Here is an 18135-nt window from a genome sequence, read left to right on the forward strand (position 1 = left end):
CATTTATGCCGCTCATCTCTACAGACCTACTTGAAGCTTGTTATTTTTCGAGATCTCTGGCTCGATCCGTACCCACAATTCCTTCATACGGACCAGCCTCTTCTCCCATGACGCGCCCTGCGCTCGCCAGTACCGCTTAACGGCTCTCGGGCTTAAGAAACTGTGACATTCGCACAGGGCAAATCCGTCGAGATATACACGTTGCCCCAATCATCAGGAGGCGTCAGCTGCAAAGCATTAACTCTCACGCCTTGTACGCAGGGCTTACGGAGACCATATTGAGTCTCCTGTACTATCGATATCCAGCCAATATCATCAACTATCTCCTGTTCAATCTTGTTATAGGTGGCTAAGCGTGCATTGGAATCCTGCATTAGGTCTGCCGTCACCATCTGCTGCTGTAAAGCTCGCTCTGAGGCTGCATTAGCTCCATTATTCTGTCCAAATCCCATACTATTATCAGCCGCATCTTTGCCAAACTGAATGGTGATCCAGTCCTGTGGATCAGGGTAGTCGGCGGCCCAATGGCCAGCATAGAATTGATAAGGATTGGCGGACACACCATTAGAGGTATTGCTGCTCAAGGTGTTGCCATCGATATCATCGAGCTTTACCGAGACGCCTAGCACCTGCTGCCACATCTGTTGTAGAGCTGTCATTTCATCCCGAAAAGCCTGCTTACCACTACTAGAATAGGTCAAAGCGATCTGCGGAATCTGATTGATGCTGCTATAGCCTGCTTCCTGCATACCTTGCTGCAGAAGTTTTTTTGCCAGGGCAGGATCACCTGCTGGCCCCTTGACGCCAGCAGGGCCGCTCAGATTTGGATAGTAGCCATACTGGCCCTCAGGAATGATATGATTTGTGGCGATGTATGATCCCTTCCAGATTTTGTCGGCTAGCAGAGTCTTATTTATCGCAAGAGCAAACGCCTGGCGAATATGCAGATTGTCGAAAGGTTTTTTGCTAAAGTTCATCGCCAGGTAATCAATGCTCAGATAAGGCTTCTTCCAGAAATCCTTACGCGTCTTATCCTGACTATAATTTGAAAGCGGGATGGTTGCATCATCCAACCGATCAGTCATATAGTCTTTATAGGTCGTGTCCTCATTTTTGTAGAAGGGATATACCAGTTCTTTCAACTGAGGTTTGGCACCGTAGTAATTGCTGTCGGGAATGAGATCCATCTCTTGATTGTGAATATAGCGCTTCACCTTAAATGGGCCGGTACTGCCCCCTTCGGTCAGATGGTCGGTCCACTGCGCGCCATATGCATCGATCAGCCTTTTCTCAACTGTGAAAGCACAGGGATAGGTAAGCGTCTCTAGAAAAAAGGGAACCGGCTTACTGCTCACGATCTTGATGGTGTTATCATCTGGCGTGAGAAGGCTATCGCCGATGATGGTCTTGATAGCTCCATTGCTTAGCTTATCGCTATTTTTGATATATCCCATATAGTAGAGGGCCGTCGTAGATTTGGTAGCTGGCAGCAGAGCCCGATCAATACTATACGCAATATCATGTGAGGTCAAGGGTGTTCCATCGCTAAATTTCAAGTTGGGCTTAAGGTGAAATGTCCAGGTCAGCCCATCGCTGGAGCGATCCCACGACTGGGCAAGTTGTCCGTGGATGCGCAAATTATAGTCTAAAGTGAGCAAGCCAGTAAATATGGCGCTGACAGCGTTAACGTCAGCAATATTATAGGCCAGCGCCGGATCAACAGTGTTGAAATCGGGAATACCAGCCCCAACGGCGAAGACTGTGGACAAAACTTGCTTGTTGGCAGGCGCTTTGGTATGTTGCGTGTTCTGAGAGGAATTAGCGTCGTTTCCGCAGGCAGCAACCAGCAGCGCACACAGCAGGCATAGAGAGAGCAGGCTTTTTTGCATAAGTTTCATAGAGGGAATTTCCTCCTTTTGCTATCGTTATGCTGTGCATCCTTGAATGCTTTTCACTTCAGTAATCGCCTGATTACATTGATATCCTGCCTTGTCAGGCTAAAAGCCAGTTCTCCTGGTATTACTCCAGGTTGAAGCAGACAACTTTGGGCTCGGTCATCTCCTGGAGGGCAAAATCTACTCCTTCTCGCCCTATACCCGATCCCTTGACACCGCCAAAGGGCATGGCGTCGATACGATAATCGCTACTGTCATTCACCATTACTCCTCCACACTGCAATCCATGTATCGCGCGAAAAGCCGTATGTATATCTCGTGTAAATATCCCAGCTTGCAGCCCATAATCCACAGCATTTGCCAGTTGCAGCGCTTCTTCGATGGTATCAAAACGAAAGCAGGTAGTAACGGGTCCATAGATTTCGTCAAGCGCTAGAGGAGAGGTGTCGGGTACATTCTCCAGCAAGGTTGGCATAAAATAGGTTCCCTCGCGCTGCGCGCCTGTAAGCGCACGTGCTCCTGAGAGAAGAGCTTCTTTGACGGTCTTTTCAACGCGTAATGCAGCTGCTTCATTTATCAGCGGACCCATATCAGTAGCTTCATCTTGTTTATCGCCGGTCCTATATGCCTTCGTAAGGGCCAGGAAGCGCTCAATAAACTCGTTAGCAATCGAACTGTGGAGAAAGAGGCGCTGCACATGCAAGCAGTTTTGCCCTGCCGCCCAATATGCTCCGCTGACTGAGCATTTGACCGCCAATTCCAGGTCGGCATCAGGCATCACAATGACAGGAGAATTGCTGCCTAATTCCATACCAACTTTTTTTAAGCGGGCTTGCTGCTGGATCATCTCTCCAGTCTGACGTCCGCCAGTAAAAGAGATCATGCGTACGCGAGGATCTTTGATAAGCACCTCACCAACTTCAGGCCCTCGACCAGTAATAACCTGCAGCACGCCGGGAGGTAGCCCCGCCTCAACACAAGCCCGAGCCAGTAGGAGAGCGCTGAGCGGCGTGGCTGTATGTGGCTTTACGATAATAGCATTGCCGGCCGCCAGGGCCGGACCTACTTTATGCGCCACAAGATTTAAGGGATCGTTGAAAGGCGTAATCGCGCCTATGATCCCTACGGGCTCGCGGAAATAGTATCCATGGCGTCGCTCGCTGCCTGGCATCTGGTCAAATGCAATAGTTGAGCCTTCAAGGTGATGCGCGGCCTCAGCGCTAAGCCGCAAGGTTTCTATACAGCGGGTCACTTCCTTACGCGCCTCACGGATAGTTTTAATTCCTTCACGTGAGATCATGCGGGCAAATTCTTCGTGCCGTTGCTTCACATTGTCAGCAGCCTCACGCAAAATCCTTGTGCGTTGATGCGTAGGCATAGTGCGAGCCAGGGCAGCTCCTCTGACGGCTGCATCTATGGCCTTATACATATCCTCTCGATTCGCCCGCGGCACGGTATCAATCAAGCGAGCATCCTGAGGATCACGAACTTCTATCTGTTGGGACCGCTCCACCCATGCGCCATCAAGCAACATCTTCATGCTTTAAGCTCACTTTCGTCTCACGCCTTTGTGATCATATAGTCGATGATCCTCTGACGTCATCTTCTCTGAGCAGAATAGAAATAGGGATAACCACAAATTACATGCTTTTGCTTCGCAAGCCCATTCTCAGGGAGCAGCAACGCTCTCCTCACGCTTGCGCTGGAGGGCAACGAGATCGTTGAGCAGAGCAGCAGCGGTCTCCATACGCCCCGCGCCCGGGCCAATCAGCGTCACATCTCCAAGCACATCGGTACTGTATACAATAGCATTGGTAGCTCCTTGAATAGAGGCAAGGGAATGATGTGCGGGCAGCCGTACCGGGCCAACATGGCCTTTCACGCCTTGTGCCGTCTGTTCCAGTGTTCCCAGGAACTTCCAGCTTTCCTTTGCCGCCTTAGCCTTGATGATATCTTCTCCTGTGAGCTGCGTGATACCATGCCGATCGATATCATCAAGTCTCAGGGTCGTATCCATAAAGAGATGAGCGAGAATCATAAGTTTGGCGGCAATATCATATCCCTCTACATCTGCTTCAGGATTAGCTTCTGCATAACCCTGCTCCTGCGCTTGAGCCAGAGCATTTTCAAAGCTAAGGCCCTGCTCCATCTGCGTCAAGATAAAGTTTGTGGTCCCGTTGAAGATGCCTTGAATATGTGTAATAGTAGCGGAAATCTGCAATTCTCGCCCGAGCCGCAGCGTAGGTGTCCCGCTCATCACCGTGCCCTCGATGCCAAAGTCAACGCCCCGCGCCCTGGCCAGAGCTGCTAACTGTGGATAGTACAGGGCAGCCGGCCCTTTATTAGATGTCAAGACGTGCCGCCCTTGCTCTAAGGCTTGCCGAATATGACTCAGGGCAGGTTCACCTGTACGCAGGTTAGTAGGGCTTAGCTCTACTACAACCTCGGCATTGCTCTCGCTGATAGTGCGGAGAACGCTCCATCCAATATGGGGCGCTCTCACCGCTTCGAGGGTACCTGTGGCCTGGATACTCGCCAGGAGCAGCTCTGGATCTAAGCCATCGGGATCATACACACTGCCTTTGAGAATGTCACATATAGCTACGATGCTAACGCTAAGGCCGTATTGCTTTGCCAATCTCTCTCTTTGTTCTAAAAGCAAACTGACAAATCCCTGTCCTACATTGCCAAAGCCAATGATCGCCAGACGATAGATATGCATCCTACTGCCTCCATTCGATTTTAAGAGCGGGAAGAGAGCCGCTGAGGAATGGCGGTAAAAGCTTGCTCTATATCCGCGATAAGATCGTCTGTGTCTTCTATCCCAACCGAATAACGGATCAAGCTCTCAGGTATCCCCATGGCTTGCCGCTCTTGCTGCGTTGACTCCACATGGCTTGTGGTTGCCGGTACGCCAACGATGGTCTCGACAGCACCAAGATTGGCGGCACGGTGTGCATAGCGCAGCCGGGGTATAAAGGCGCGTACAGCTTCAAAGCCACCGTGTAAAGCAAAGCTCATCAAGCCGCCAAAGCCTTGCATCTGCCGCTTCGCCAGCGCATATTGCTCGTTAGTTTCAAGCCCGGGATAGAATACCTGCGAGACGGCTGGATGCGCCTGCAAATACTGTGCTATGCGCAGCGCGCTTTCATTCTGCTGGCGGATGCGCAAATTTAGCGTTTTTGTGCCGCGCAGCAGGAGATAGGCAGCCATCGGATCGAGCGTGGCACCTGTGATCTCGCGATAGTGGTAGATTTTTTCAATCAGCGGCTTCGCGCCACAGACAATTCCGCCAAGGGCGTCGGCATGTCCCCCTAGAAACTTGGTTGCGCTATGGAGAACCAGGTCTGCCCCAAGTGCCAGCGGCTTCTGATTTATAGGGGTTGCAATGGTATTATCAACGACGACCACGGCTCCTTGACGATGAGCGGCTTCTGACAGGCGAGCGATATCAAGAACTTTTAATGTCGGATTCGTCGGCGTTTCTAGATACAGAACCTTACAGCCCTGCTCTATCGCCGCCTCTATCGCCTCGGTATCTGTCGTCTCACAAAGCGCTACCTCAACTTGAAAGCGTGGGAGGAATTCGAGGAAGATTTTATTAGTTCCTCCATAAGTATCTTTTACCGAAACTACCCGCTCACCTGGCGAGAGAAGGGTGAAGAGTGTATTGCTAATCGCCGCCATTCCTGTCGCAAAGCTAGTGGCAGCTTCAGCTCCTTCGAGTTGCCGTATTTTGTCTTCAAAGACCGCAACTGTGGGATTGGTGTTGCGTCCATAGATATGGCCTGACTTTTTGCCCAGCGCTACCTCTTGCCAGGTCTCGATATCCTCGTAACCAAATGAGACGCTATGCACAACTGGAACTTGCGTGGCCCCTTGCCAGAGTAAAGAATCCTCACCAGCCCATACAGACATTGTAGAAAGAGAGGGTTTATCAATCTGCGACATACTTGTATTCCTTACTAGTTATTCCAACCTCTTTAGCAAATCGCGAGGTTATGCTACGTTTCTAGCATAGAGGTAATGGCAAAGAATGTCATGCTACAACTTGTAATAGATATCTTTGCTTTTCTATGATAAACTGTCTAGTCACGGAGGCAAGATCTTTCAGCGTACAGTACGCATATCGAGAGGAATAAAACTTCATTCCCCCAAGAAGATTTTTTGAAGCTCTTGTCACGCCACCTGATCAGATAGCGCCGCAACGAACCGTCTACTAGAAAATACCTAGCGGGTTAGCCGCCCTTGCTACAAGGAGGTAAGCATGGCTTTAAGTGTCAGGCAAGTTTTGGATTTAGAAGCCTTTCAGACTGCTTCTCTACTCACGAGCCAGCATACATTGTTGGGACGAGAGGTACGTTGGGTCTCCGTCATTGAGGTGCCGGTAGAAGATTTTGTGCGCCCTCACGAATTAGTACTGAGCACAGCTGTAGGTATTGGTCACGATCCCGCTCTTCTAGCACAGTTTGCCAGGGAGATAGCCGAGGCCCGTGCTGCGGCCCTGGCTATCAGTATTGGCCCCTATACTCCGGCTATCCCCCCCACGATGATAGAGGCTTGTGAGAGCGTAGCGCTCCCTCTGATTGCCCTTCCCTGGGAGAGCCGCTTTAGCGAATTGAGCGAGGCTATACTACAGCGCCTGTTGCATGAACAATATAACCTCCTCAATCGCTCGTTTACAGTACATCAGCAGTTTATACAGTTGATTCTGGCTGGGGCCACTTTGAGCAAACTTACGCAAGTTCTCGCCGAAATGCTGCAGCGAATTGTGCTCATAGTTGATGAGAATGGAAAAATACTTGCCCATACTGCCCCTCTGGAAGATGATCTAGCGATACGCGTGCAAAAGGCTCTGAGCTTGGTGAAGGAAGAGGCAGCCAGAAAGCTTAGTTCGCCGATTCATCTTTTGCCTGATATCCATCTTCTTCTCGTGAAGGTGCAAGTGGCCACCCGGCTCTGTGGCTATCTTATTGTCCCTTTTACCCATTCCTCTTTATCTCAACTCGAACAACTTATCCTGGAGCATGCTTCAACCGCTGCTGCGCTCTGCTTCCTACAGCAGCGTATTGCCGATGAGGCAGAAATGCGCATACGTGATGATTTCGTTTGGGCTCTGGCAAGCGGGAATGTTCCTTCTCTTGAACATGCTATCGCGCGTGGGCAACTGCTGGGATACGATGTGGAGCGCAGGTATGCTTGTTTCTTCGGCCAGGTCGAAATCCCCGAGAACGGAGAAAGGCTGGTCACCGAGCAACTTGTGCGCCATATTCTGTCTGTAGTGGCTGAGCAAGCCAGGCAGAAACATCTGCGCGCTATGACGACATGGGTAAGCAGTACGCTGATCGTCTTTCTTGAGGTGAGGCGCTCTGAGAAGATGACAGAAGAAGTCATACGCCAGGCTATGCAATGGCTCTCTCTAACCTATCCCGAGACCACTATCTCCTGGGGGATTGGAGCGGTCAGGCCTGGCTTTGAAAATTTCCAGCAGAGCTATCAGGAAGCCCGCTCAGCTTGTCAGATAGGCATTAGCGTCTATGGGCCGGGACAAATGATTCCTGCGCGCGAAGTGGCAATGTACCGCACGCTCCTGGCAGTCAGTCGTGATCCGGAAAGCCGCGCTTATTGGGAACGCTACATCCGCCCTCTGCTAGATTATGAGCAAGCAAAAGGGGTCGAGATGGTGCGCACGCTGGAAGTTTACCTCGCCAACCAGGGGAATGTTAGCGAAACTGCCCGCCACCTCCATCTACATCGCCAGTCGCTGCTCTATCGCCTGCAAAGGATAGAGCAACTCACCAGTTGCCATCTCGCAGATGCCCAGGAGCGCTTTGCGCTGGAATTGGGGCTGCGCCTCTATCTCATCCAGGGTGTAGAGAAGCGCTGAGGAAAACGCTCACCCCTACTGGCTCCAATCATACAATTTATAATGTGAAAGGACATCTACATCTTACAGGTTGTCTCATGACAGAAACAGGCAGACAGAGTAGTATTTCCTGGTTACCGCCTCTGGTGCCTGGCGATATTTTAAACACAGAAACCTGTGTAGATGGAGAAAAGGATGTCTCATATTATCACCCATCTGCTTCGTAGCAGATATCCAAAAGGTCTGTTTCTGGGAGTTATCCTGCTGATATCAGTGGCTCCCTTTGGCTCACTCGGATCTCTACAAGCTCACGCAGCCTCCAATAACGCTGCCTCTGCTCCGCTGGCCCTGGTCTTTAATGATGACAATACACCTGCAGGATGCGATGATGGCTGTGCCGCGGCGGCGGCGCACGCGCTTACCAATTCTCCCTGGCACTTTGCTGTAAAATTTGTTGGTCCTAAGGGAGTACCATTGACGAAGCAGCTACTTCAGTCAGCAGCAATTTATGTGCAGCCCGGCGGTGGCGATAGTCTCGATGCCACTTATGCAGAGATAAAGGACTATGCACCTCTCATCAGGGAGTATGTAAGATCGGGCGGGCGCTATCTGGGCTTATGTATGGGAGCATTCATGGCCGGCGCAAATCCTGGCTTAAATCTGCTCACGCCAGATGATGTAGACGGATATACCCCACCAGGAGGCAATCAGGATGATCCCATTATTGTGAATGTATCCTGGCGCGGCCATCCTCGCCAGCTTTACTTTCAGGGTGGGGCCTATTTTACAGGTCATACCACTGCCAAGGATGTTGTCCTGGCACGCTACATCGAGCAAGGCAAGGCCCAGGGTCCCGTTGCAGTGATGATCAGACCTTATGGTAAAGGAAAGGTTGCCATCTCGGGCCCTCACCCGGAAGCCCCCCAGGCCTGGTTCGATGATAGCAAGCTCCCGGCACCTCCTGGTTTAAATGTGGATCTGGTCAACGACCTACTCGATTCTGTGATGCATTAATTAGTCTCAAGCATAGCTCAAGTGCTTAGCTTAGTTCTAGCAATCTGATAATGCTGCCGAGGGCACGATCATCTTGCCATTCGCCTTATCAGATTGCTAGGCAAGATGCATCAAGTCCAGATTGATTAACTACTGCCATCATGTGCATTATTCCCTCTTGTGCAAAAACTCATGCGAATTCCTCTTGACAAATAGAGCCCTCAGCATCTATACTCCTAAGTGTAATCGATATCCCCCAGGGGGGATAGGGGATATCTAATAAGAAATAAGATATCCTGAATTGAGCAAATCGCTAGTAAATTTATAAATTCTGCTAGCAGCTATAACTGAGCAATCAGTTGCTAGCAGGCCTTGTTCTGTAAAAATTTTTACAATCTGACATTTCTAAGGAGGAGATAAATGGACCCTGACCCTAGTCGTAGGCGACGATCATATGGTCCCTTTTCTTCCGTGAAATGCGCCATGTCATTCTAATAGCTCTTCTATCGAAGCTATTTATCTCACATCTCGCGTATTTCATGGATTTTATAATCTTACATTACAACGCGAGGTATGTGAGGTAGCTTCTGTCACTCTTCAGAGCCTTCTCCCTCACTTTCTCCCCGCCTTTACAGAGCGCAAGCATTGCCTCATGGCTACTTTAATGCGCTCTGTCTGCCCGGAATGCGCTCTGTCTGCCCGGCCCATATGGTGAAATTTGCCTGCTTTTCGCTAAGAACGTCTTCTGAGGTCTCTTTGATCTGGCAAAGCCCTCGACACAGGATCAGATAGAGCATAGTAGCTTATCCACTGCGACATAGGTACAGGTCGTCAGTTTGTCTTGTTGTCTTTAAGGAGGTAGGTATGAAAACTACTACAAGCGCTAATCTGGAAGAAAGCAGCACACCAATCCGCGGTCGCGTTGTGCGCTCCCGCTGGCTATATAATCTCTTGAGCTTTCTGATGGTCTTTGGCCCTGGGCTAATTGTGATGGAAGCTGATAATGATGCCGGAGCAGTCTCAACCTATACACAGGCAGGCGCCCAATATGGTACCCATCTGCTCTGGGTTCTGCTGATCTTACTTCCTGTTTGTTACTTCATTCAGGAAATGGTGGCTCGCCTGGGCATAGCAACGGGAAAAGGCCACGCTGCAATGATATTCCAACGTTTCGGAAAATGGTGGGGCCTCTTTTCGCTCGCCGATCTACTTATTGTGAACTTCTTAACCCTGGTAACTGAGTTCGCGGCTATCTCGCTGGCAATGAGCCAGTTAGGTATCACTCCTTACCTGGCAGTTCCCGTAGCAGCAATAGCGCTTATTCTTCATGTAAGTACTGGCAGCTATCTGCGCTGGGAGAGAGTGACTATTCTGCTCTGTATCCTGGATCTGGTCTGGTTAGGCCTGGTGTTCCTGGCACGCCCTTTAGGGTTAGAGGTTCTGCAAAATACTGTCGTTCCCAATATCCCTCCTGGAGGTTTAACATCAGGCCTGGTATTCCTGGTGATCGCTATCGTAGGTACAACTATTGCTCCCTGGCAGCTCTTCTTTCAACAGAGCTGTGTAGCTGATAAGCGGCTACGCTTTGCTGATCTAAAATGGGCTCGCCTTGATACTTTTATCGGTTCCTGTTTTACTATCATCGTTGCAGGTGCCATGATGCTCGTAGGCGATGCGGCTTTTCGTCACCATCTGCCATTTAACGATCCGGCAAGCATGGCCGTAGCCCTTGGTCCTATTCTGGGTCCGGCAGTCCGCTATGGGGTTCCCTTAATGATGTGCAATGCTGCTGTTCTTGGCACAACAGCGATTTCTCTATCCAGCGCCTGGGCCTTTGGCGAAGTAAAGGGATGGAACCATAGCTTACAGAAAAATATACGACAGGCTCCGGGCTTCTATCTGGTCTATGCCTTATGTGTGCTCGCTGCGGCAGCTCTGGTGCTAGTTCCCAACGCACCATTACAGCTCATCATTATTGGAGTCCAGGTACTGGCCGGCATCATGCTGCCATCAGCCATCATTTTCCTGCAATTGCTCTTAAATGATAAGGAGCTCTTAGGCAAGCGCTTTATCAATACGCGCTGGAATAACGTGATTAACTGGTCCATTATTATCGTCTTGTTTACGCTATCCTTGATCCTGGCTGCTCAAGTGATAGCACCTGGCCTGTTTCCATCCTGATCAATCTAGTTACCAAAATACACGTCGAGCTCTATATGCTCCAGATTGTCACAAAAAAGGAGGCAAGATATGCAGACTACTCTTAAAGATCTAAACAACGAAACCTTTCAACTCATTCATCCGCTCTTCGACGCACCTGAAGAGAAATGTTCTCCCGAAGGGCTAGGGCCCATGCATATGCGTATCAGTGTGAAACTTTCTTTATTCATGCTTCGAGCTTACTTGATTTTGATGGGCTTGCTGGTGCTTTACAGCATACTTCACCAGGCTGGCGTCTTCGGGCATTAGTCTCCTGTCAAGATTGAAGTGAGGCGTGAAAAGAGCTGGGAGGCTAGGGAAAATTCGCTAGCTCGCGACGCGGCCGCCCCTTGATCGGGACCTGTGGCCGTGCCCCAGCTTCTCCCCGCCTGCAGGCTGCAGGCGGCGCACTTCGTCAAGCTCTACATGAGAGACGACAAGTCTCTAGAGGCAATCGAAAAATTCTTATCGCGAAAACAAAGGAGCCAGACATGGGGCAACTGACGCTCTACTAGCATACACATTAAGGAGGTGACATGATGTTTGCAGCGATCTCTCCCACCGCAGTACTGGCCTTCATCTTCACAGGCGTTGTATTACTGCTCTATGGCGTCCGTCTATTGAGCGAAACTTTTCAACATTCGACAGATGGACTCATTAAACGTGCATTGGGTCAACTGATCAATAATCCGGGAGCTGCCTTCGGCATAGGTGTGCTGGCAACGACGCTTATGCAAAGCTCAAGCGCAATGTCATCTCTCTTGATAGGTTTGGTCAGCGCTGATGTGCTTCCACTGACAGCAGCTATTATTGTTTTGCTCGGTTCCAACGTTGGCTCGACTCTGGCTGTACAGCTGCTAGTCCTGCATATCACTGACTATGCGCCAATCATACTTGGCCTGGGATGCGCAATTGCACTCTTTACCTACCGCAGTTCCTGGAAGCGTGCAGGCCGAGCCTGCTTTGCCTTTGGCCTCATTGTGCTTGGCCTGACCTTTATCTCAACTGGCAGCCAGCCAATAGCCAGCAATTCTGTTACTGCATTACTGTTTAAGGATCTCTCCGATGCGCCACTTGTTTTGTTGCTGATCGGAACACTTCTCGCACTCATACTCAGTTCTAGTGCGGCATCAGTTGGTCTGATTGTGGCCCTGGCTGCCCATGGAGTATTACCTGTAGAAGCTGCTCTGGCACTTATGTTGGGAGCAAATGTAGGAACAACAGTTATAGCATTGTTGTCAGCCACAAGCAATGGGACGCTGGTTGGGCGCAGGCTTGCGCTCATTCATACAGGGACAAAACTACTTGGCGCACTTGTTGCGTTCATGCTGCTACCGCTGCTCGCTGGTTTGCTTGCGCATATATTGCCCGACGCAGGCGTGCAGGTAGCCGCAGCTCATCTCGCTTTTAACTGCCTGCTGGCTCTGTTATGTGTTCCCCTGGCGGGAAAGCTAGCTACTCTGGCAGAGAGGCTCTTACCTGAACAGAAGAGCGCCGAGGGCAAGGTGTATGGGCCGCGCTACCTCGATATAAAAACGCTCTCTAAGCCTGCTATTGCCCTGGGATTGGCAACACACGAGATATTGCACATGGCAGATGTAGCATTGGAAATGCTTGAGGGTAGCATTCAGGCCCTTGAGGAGTACCGGAACCCAAAGCTTCAGCAAAACATTGAGGCTCTTGATGATCAATTAGATGAATTAAATGCTGCCATCAAAGGCTTTCTCACGCAGTTAGACGAAACAGCCCTGACCGAGGAACAGGCAAGACAAGAGATTGCCTTGCTCTATATCACCGCTGATCTCGAAGCGATTGGCGATGTCATCACAAGGCGTTTTATGAGCCTGGCTGCCCGGCGCTGGCGCGATCACATTTCCTTCTCAGAGGAAGGCTGGGAAGATCTGGTAGGCTACCATCGGCAGGTCTTGGAAGCCTTGCAAGAAGGTCTGGTATTGCTGACGGTCCATAGTCCCGCGCTGGCAACTGAATTTTTAGAGCGGACAGCACATTTGGATGAGCTAAAACGTGAGCTCCACTTGCGCCATATTCGCCGGCTGCATCAGGGAATCCCTTCGAGCAGGACATCGAGTGCTCTCCATTTAGATATGTTGGATACTCTGGGCATGATCCTTTCCCATGCTACGAATATGGCTTACGTTATGCAAGAGGCACGTGCAGTGAAATAAGTTACTGGCTTGCCTGGGGAGAGCGCTGAGCCACTCACCTCAAGCAGGGCTAAAGCCCCGGCTCTCCTCAGCAAGCATATCTTCATAGATCCGGTAATCCTCTCTTAGTACAAGTAGTGAGCGATGCCTATGCTAAAGCAGAAATACACAACACAATCAAGCAAGTTTAGTTCAGGCTGGCGCGATCATCTGGCGATTGCCGGCATGACGCTTTGCCTCATAAGCATATTAACACTCCTGGTCCTGGTCGAGCTCTCTCGGGTCCAGAGCCTGCTTACGAAATGGCTAATCATCATCATTGTGATCTGGTTACCGGCTATCGCCATCAACATTCTCTTGCTACTCAGTAAATCAAATTCGCGGCAAGACAAGCAGAGCAAATAACGAAACTACCCCTCTCTTTCTTCAAACAGGCCAGGTATTCTACCATAAGCCATTGTCTATGAGACTTATGGAGGCTATTGACAAACATGCCTGTTTTACCATAAGAGATGCTATACCTTTTCTTTGAAAGAGAAGCTTTGTTATGGGAGCAAATAGCCAGGACAAGCTACAGATAGAGGCAATCGTCGAACACTATCTTCATGGGTTCGCCTCTGCGGATGCCACAGAGCTCCAGGCTATCTGGGATCAGAATCACGACAAGATCGTTTATATTGCCCAGGAACTGGCTCAGCCAGTACAGGGCTGGCAAGCTGTCGAACGCTACTACCAGCAGGTCACCCAAATGATCGGCCCAGTCAAAAAGATGGAAGCGCGTAACGTAATCATCGATGTGTTCGGAGATACAGCCTCTGTCTTTTTGCTTGCTCACTTCGAAGGCGAATACGAGGGACAGCAGTTCATCACAGATGCACGGGTTACCTTTCAGCTGCAGCGCAAAAGCGGCACATGGAAGGTGACCCACTACCACGAATCTCGCCCTCCTTCCCAATAAGATAGAGGCTTTATCTGCCTTTGCCTAAATTTTTAGGGAGTCGGTGAGCGTATGCAAGAGCGTGCCAGCCAGGATCGAACGCGTGCGAAAGCAGATAATGGCAAGCATTAAGCCAAAGGTCAACTGATCGAGAATACAATCAGCGAGCGCTAAGCCCAGGCTGCCTCCCTGGCTGAGGTTGACTGCGAAATGAAAGGCGCCAAAAATCAAGGCGCTCAAGAATAGGCCCCATGGGGCCCCTAACCAGCGCAGGAGCCGGGTGAGCAGAAGTCCACGAAAAAAAATCTCTTCGGGAAAGCCTGCTTGCAACAACGATTTTATGATATTCGTTAGCCATCCCAGCGCGCTTAGATGGCCGACGACTAGTAGGGTAGCCCCAAGCATCACAGGGAGGACACAACTAATGAGTGCTACCAATCCTGAGCGATAGCCATACGTCAGGCCTAGTTCCTGCCAGCTGCTCCCAAGTAAGCGCATGGTTACTACAGGAAGAGCAAAAAAGAATAGGAGGGGAACACTAAAGGCTATCATCTGGAGCACGCGGTTCTGCCTTCCCCAAAGTGGGACAAACAGCAAAAATAGCAAGAAGGTATAGACAAGAAAGAGGAGGGCAAAGAGAAGCAGAGCGCTCAGTTGCCACGTCAGCATCTGATTTGCCGGCGCCCCTTCGCTCCAGGCAGGCACAGGCGCCCCTTCTGTGAGCGGAAGAATAACCAGAAGGAGGAGAGAAAAAAAGCCGAAAATGAGGAGATGTTCGACAAGCAGGCCAGGCCTACCCCCGGCGGGAAGATAGATAGCCACAGCACCAAGATAGAGGATGGCAAAGCACCAGAACGCGGGACTGCGCAGCGTTTGCGGAAATACGGCTCGATAGACGGCGCGTACCCCAGCTACTCTGGTGGAGGAAACCAGATCAGGCGGGGATGGAATCATCGTAGCTCCTCTCCTTTGTAGCTTTACCTTTTGTGGCAAAGATATCTCGACAGGGTTCTCATCCGGCTCCGCTCAGCCCCAGGCGTGAACTTGATCTATCTACTAGAGTCTCAGGCCGCTGGAGCTAAGAAGGAGGGAAGCTATTGCTACGCCATATAACCCTCTCATTTTTAATATAGCACAATAGCTTAGTTACGTCAAAAACTATGTTTCACCTGGTACGAGGCAAACAATTTAGAGGCAAGCTGGCTCGTCTCTCAGGCACAAATGTAGTCTTTGACGAAGAGGGGAAACTTCGTGATATGGATAGAGGACAGAGCGTGTTGCTGGCTTCTGTTTTCTCTTCGAAGTGAAGCCAGCATACAGACTTTCACAACTTTAAGATTGCTCGGCCATACGTTCCAGCATCTCTATTGTCTCGGCAGTTTTGGGAACCTGCAGCACATTATGGGCCACGAACTCCTGCGCATATGGAAATCCGCTCGCTACGATGGCCTGTGCAGCTGCCTCCAGATCATAGGCAGTCCTGCGCATCTCGTAGCCCTGAGGACTGAGCAGAAGCCAGCAAGCTCCAGGTTCGTCATCATAGGGCATGCCTACGCTTCCAGGATTAAGAATGCGCAGCTGGCCTAGCTTAAGCTCAAACTGGATATGGGTATGGCCACATACTACAATTTGCTGCTTAACGCCTGCAAAGATAGTAGCAAGCCGTTCCGGAGAAGTGGCTGGCGAAAATATCTCTTCGTCGTTGCGTGGGGTCGCATGACAGAATAAAATATCTCCTAATCCAGCCACGGAGAGGGTAAGTTGTTCGGGCAACTGGGCAATAAAATCACGTTGGGCTCGCGTAAGCTGTGTAGCAGCCCAGCGCTCTTGTGCCGAACCTTGCTCAGACAAATTAGACGGCAAGGGTTTGCCATCGAAAGCCATGGCAACTTCGCGTTCTCCATTGCCCCGAATGTAGCGCACACGATCACCCAACTGGGCCAGACGTTGCAAAGTCCCCACCGGGAATGGCCCCGCAACACTATCTCCTCCCACCAGGATAAGATCAGGTTGCACCTCTTCAAGCTCCTTCAGAACGGCTTCCAGGGCTGGCAAATTACTATGGATATCATAAAGTGCCGCAATCTTCATCTTTCTCACTCCTTATTCCTGCTATTTCATTAAGCTTACTTCTAAACCATAGCAGAGTAGGTCAAGCTTGGGAAAGAGCTCTTCTATGCTTGTAGCATATACGCAACAGCAAATTTGCAATATCAGGCACAAGAAAGTGCAGCGACCCTCTCCAATCTGCAATGGATATTGCCTGACTGAATTGGGCCGCTTAGCTGCTTAAGCACGCTTATTGGCCTGGCTCTTCAACCTCAGAAGATGACTATACGAAATTTCCAGATCTATCATAACCTAGCACCTGTTTAAGTACCCGTTCTAACTCCTGCAGTGTAGCTGCCATGTTTTGCGCTGAGCGCCAGGCGACAAAACCATAAGGGCGCATAAGAAGTGCCTGATCTTCTTGACCTTGTATAGCTGTCAACCAGCGGTTCTCAGTATCCCTTAAATCACCTGTAGGCCCGACGCGATAGGCAGCCAGAGGAATATCCAGTTTCTCGGCAACAGCCAGGGCCGCACGACACCAGTTCTCTCCTTCGCCGCCTGCCAGCAGAACAAAGCGTGTACCGGCCAGATCCAGCGTCGAGATTCTTTTTCCTTGTTGCGCAAGCCATATATGCGGGATGCGCGTACCCGGTTCACCGGTAAGCACTAAGTTCGGTGAGGATGCTTTGCTCTGCTCGTTCTCAATAACTGCCTTAGAGTGATAGTGATATCCCACAGTGACAAACAAAGGGTCAATCTGCTGGGCTAGTTCCTGGGCATTGCTTGCTGTGGCAATTCCATAACGTGTATACACATCGGTCCCCAGCGCAGCTTGTTCGCCAGCGATCCAGGCTACTGGCCGCCGTTCTGCTTCATAAGTAGTGAGTAACTCTTGTGTGGCCCAGCCTTTGTGAACAGCAGCCAGCTTCCAGGCCAGGTTATGCGCATCAGCAATTCCAGTATTCCCGCCAAAGCCTCCCCAGGGTGGCATCAAATGTGCGGCATCTCCTACAAGCATAATACGACCCCGCTGGTAGCTATCGGCGATCTTGACGGCTGACTCCCAGGAACTCATACTCTTAATCTCGATCTCAATATCTGGCACACCAATAGCACAGCGCAATAGCTGCTTGCAACGCTCGGACGAAAACTCTTCTGCTCTCTCCATGCTATCAGGATTATAAGACAGATGGAAGATCCAGCGATCTGTGTTGTTGAGAGAGGCAAATCCGCCACGCACATGCTCATTTTCTACAATACACTGACTAAATGTTCGCCCTCTGACAAGCTCGCTTAAATCAGCCTGGAAGTAGATGCTCAGATAGCGCTCTAACACTCCCAGACCGCTAGTCGAAATCCCCAAAGTATGACGAATAGGGCTGTGCGCTCCATCAGCAGCTATCAGATAATTAGCATGCACCCGTCGCATTTTATCGCTAGAGCGCTCCGCAATCGTGGCCATTACTCCACGCTCTTCTTGCTCATAGGTAATGAGCTCATGCGAAAAGCGCAGATCGCAGCCTCGCTCCCTGGCCACAGTGAATAGAATAGGCTCTAGCACATCCTGCGGGCAGAAGCAGAGGGACTCAGGTGAAAGTTCTGCCGACTTTACCAGCGTATGTAACTTAGGTCCGATCTGCTGTTCCTTAGCATTGATGAGCGTTTCACCAATCCGTAAGCCTGTGGGATGACCCTGCTTTACATTATTGGCTCCTGCGCTAACAATCTGCTGACTGAGGCCAATCTCACGATACAACTCCATACTGCGAAAATGAATACCACGTGCTCGTGGCCTCGTAGAGGTTGTGGCGCGGCGTTCTACTAGAATAGATGGAATATTGTGGTGCTGAAGAAACAGAGCCAGGGAGAGGCCTACCAGACCTCCTCCTACGATTAAAACAGGTGTATGTTCATCATACTGATCAGGCATCATTTGCATCCTTTCTGCTTAGTTCTCGAATCATTTCTTTATTCTCGACAGTGTGTAAGCGTATTTCGTTCTGCAAGCTCTGGCCACAAGAGCTCGGA

At 50.4% G+C, this 18135-nt stretch carries 14 protein-coding genes; 7 read left to right on the forward strand and 7 right to left on the reverse strand.

All coding sequences use genetic code 11. The features are described from left to right. Nucleotides 1–152: 152 nt before the first annotated feature. The 4 genes from EPA93_RS00520 to EPA93_RS00535 form a co-directional block, all read right to left on the reverse strand. The gene (locus tag EPA93_RS00520; protein WP_129885154.1) at nucleotides 153–1898 is read right to left on the reverse strand and encodes a peptide ABC transporter substrate-binding protein; all 1746 of its coding nucleotides are present in this window, start codon (nucleotides 1896–1898) and stop codon (nucleotides 153–155) included. 121 nt (nucleotides 1899–2019) lie between these two features. After that, nucleotides 2020–3435: an aldehyde dehydrogenase family protein gene (locus EPA93_RS00525; protein WP_129885155.1), complete on the reverse strand. Its 1416-nt coding sequence runs from the start codon at nucleotides 3433–3435 to the stop codon at nucleotides 2020–2022. A 129-nt stretch (nucleotides 3436–3564) separates the two neighbouring features. Then, on the reverse strand, nucleotides 3565–4617 hold the full coding sequence (locus EPA93_RS00530) for a homoserine dehydrogenase (protein WP_129885156.1): 1053 nt from the start codon (nucleotides 4615–4617) through the stop codon (nucleotides 3565–3567). A gap of 20 nt (nucleotides 4618–4637) precedes the next feature. Further along, nucleotides 4638–5846 (reverse strand): cystathionine gamma-synthase family protein, encoded by a 1209-nt coding sequence (locus EPA93_RS00535; RefSeq protein ID WP_129885157.1) that lies wholly within the window; start codon nucleotides 5844–5846, stop codon nucleotides 4638–4640. A gap of 316 nt (nucleotides 5847–6162) precedes the next feature. On the opposite strand from EPA93_RS00535, the gene EPA93_RS00540 reads away from it, so the two are divergent. The 7 genes from EPA93_RS00540 (at nucleotide 6163) to EPA93_RS00570 (ending at nucleotide 14076) form a co-directional block, all read left to right on the forward strand. Beyond that, nucleotides 6163–7782, forward strand: coding sequence for a PucR family transcriptional regulator (locus tag EPA93_RS00540; protein ID WP_129885158.1), 1620 nt, complete (start codon nucleotides 6163–6165; stop codon nucleotides 7780–7782). Between the two features lie 174 nt (nucleotides 7783–7956). After that, the gene (locus tag EPA93_RS00545; protein WP_165422769.1) at nucleotides 7957–8775 is read left to right on the forward strand and encodes a BPL-N domain-containing protein; all 819 of its coding nucleotides are present in this window, start codon (nucleotides 7957–7959) and stop codon (nucleotides 8773–8775) included. A gap of 843 nt (nucleotides 8776–9618) precedes the next feature. Beyond that, the gene (locus EPA93_RS00550; RefSeq protein WP_129885160.1) at nucleotides 9619–10935 is read left to right on the forward strand and encodes an Nramp family divalent metal transporter; all 1317 of its coding nucleotides are present in this window, start codon (nucleotides 9619–9621) and stop codon (nucleotides 10933–10935) included. Between the two features lie 69 nt (nucleotides 10936–11004). Then, nucleotides 11005–11223 carry a hypothetical protein gene (locus EPA93_RS00555; RefSeq protein ID WP_129885161.1) on the forward strand — a complete coding sequence of 73 codons (219 nt, stop codon included), beginning with the start codon at nucleotides 11005–11007 and terminating at the stop codon, nucleotides 11221–11223. Between the two features lie 266 nt (nucleotides 11224–11489). Then, a complete protein-coding gene (locus EPA93_RS00560; protein WP_242527298.1) occupies nucleotides 11490–13139 on the forward strand; it encodes a Na/Pi cotransporter family protein in 1650 nt (549 codons plus the stop codon). 129 nt (nucleotides 13140–13268) lie between these two features. Beyond that, entirely contained in the window at nucleotides 13269–13523 is a 255-nt protein-coding gene (locus tag EPA93_RS00565; RefSeq protein ID WP_129885162.1) for a hypothetical protein, read from the forward strand. A gap of 142 nt (nucleotides 13524–13665) precedes the next feature. Continuing rightward, nucleotides 13666–14076 carry a YybH family protein gene (locus EPA93_RS00570; RefSeq protein WP_129885163.1) on the forward strand — a complete coding sequence of 137 codons (411 nt, stop codon included), beginning with the start codon at nucleotides 13666–13668 and terminating at the stop codon, nucleotides 14074–14076. A 24-nt stretch (nucleotides 14077–14100) separates the two neighbouring features. Here EPA93_RS00570 and EPA93_RS00575 read toward each other — a convergent pair whose 3' ends face one another. From EPA93_RS00575 to EPA93_RS00585, 3 genes are all read right to left on the reverse strand, one after another. Beyond that, entirely contained in the window at nucleotides 14101–15009 is a 909-nt protein-coding gene (locus EPA93_RS00575; RefSeq protein ID WP_129885164.1) for a CPBP family intramembrane glutamic endopeptidase, read from the reverse strand. Nucleotides 15010–15387: 378 nt separating this feature from the next. Next, on the reverse strand, nucleotides 15388–16146 hold the full coding sequence (locus EPA93_RS00580) for a metallophosphoesterase family protein (protein WP_129885165.1): 759 nt from the start codon (nucleotides 16144–16146) through the stop codon (nucleotides 15388–15390). A 241-nt stretch (nucleotides 16147–16387) separates the two neighbouring features. After that, nucleotides 16388–18046: an FAD-dependent monooxygenase gene (locus tag EPA93_RS00585; protein ID WP_129885166.1), complete on the reverse strand. Its 1659-nt coding sequence runs from the start codon at nucleotides 18044–18046 to the stop codon at nucleotides 16388–16390. Nucleotides 18047–18135 lie beyond the last annotated feature (89 nt).

The sequence above is a fragment of the Ktedonosporobacter rubrisoli genome, from assembly GCF_004208415.1.
Taxonomy (GTDB): Bacteria; Chloroflexota; Ktedonobacteria; order Ktedonobacterales; family Ktedonobacteraceae; genus Ktedonosporobacter; species Ktedonosporobacter rubrisoli.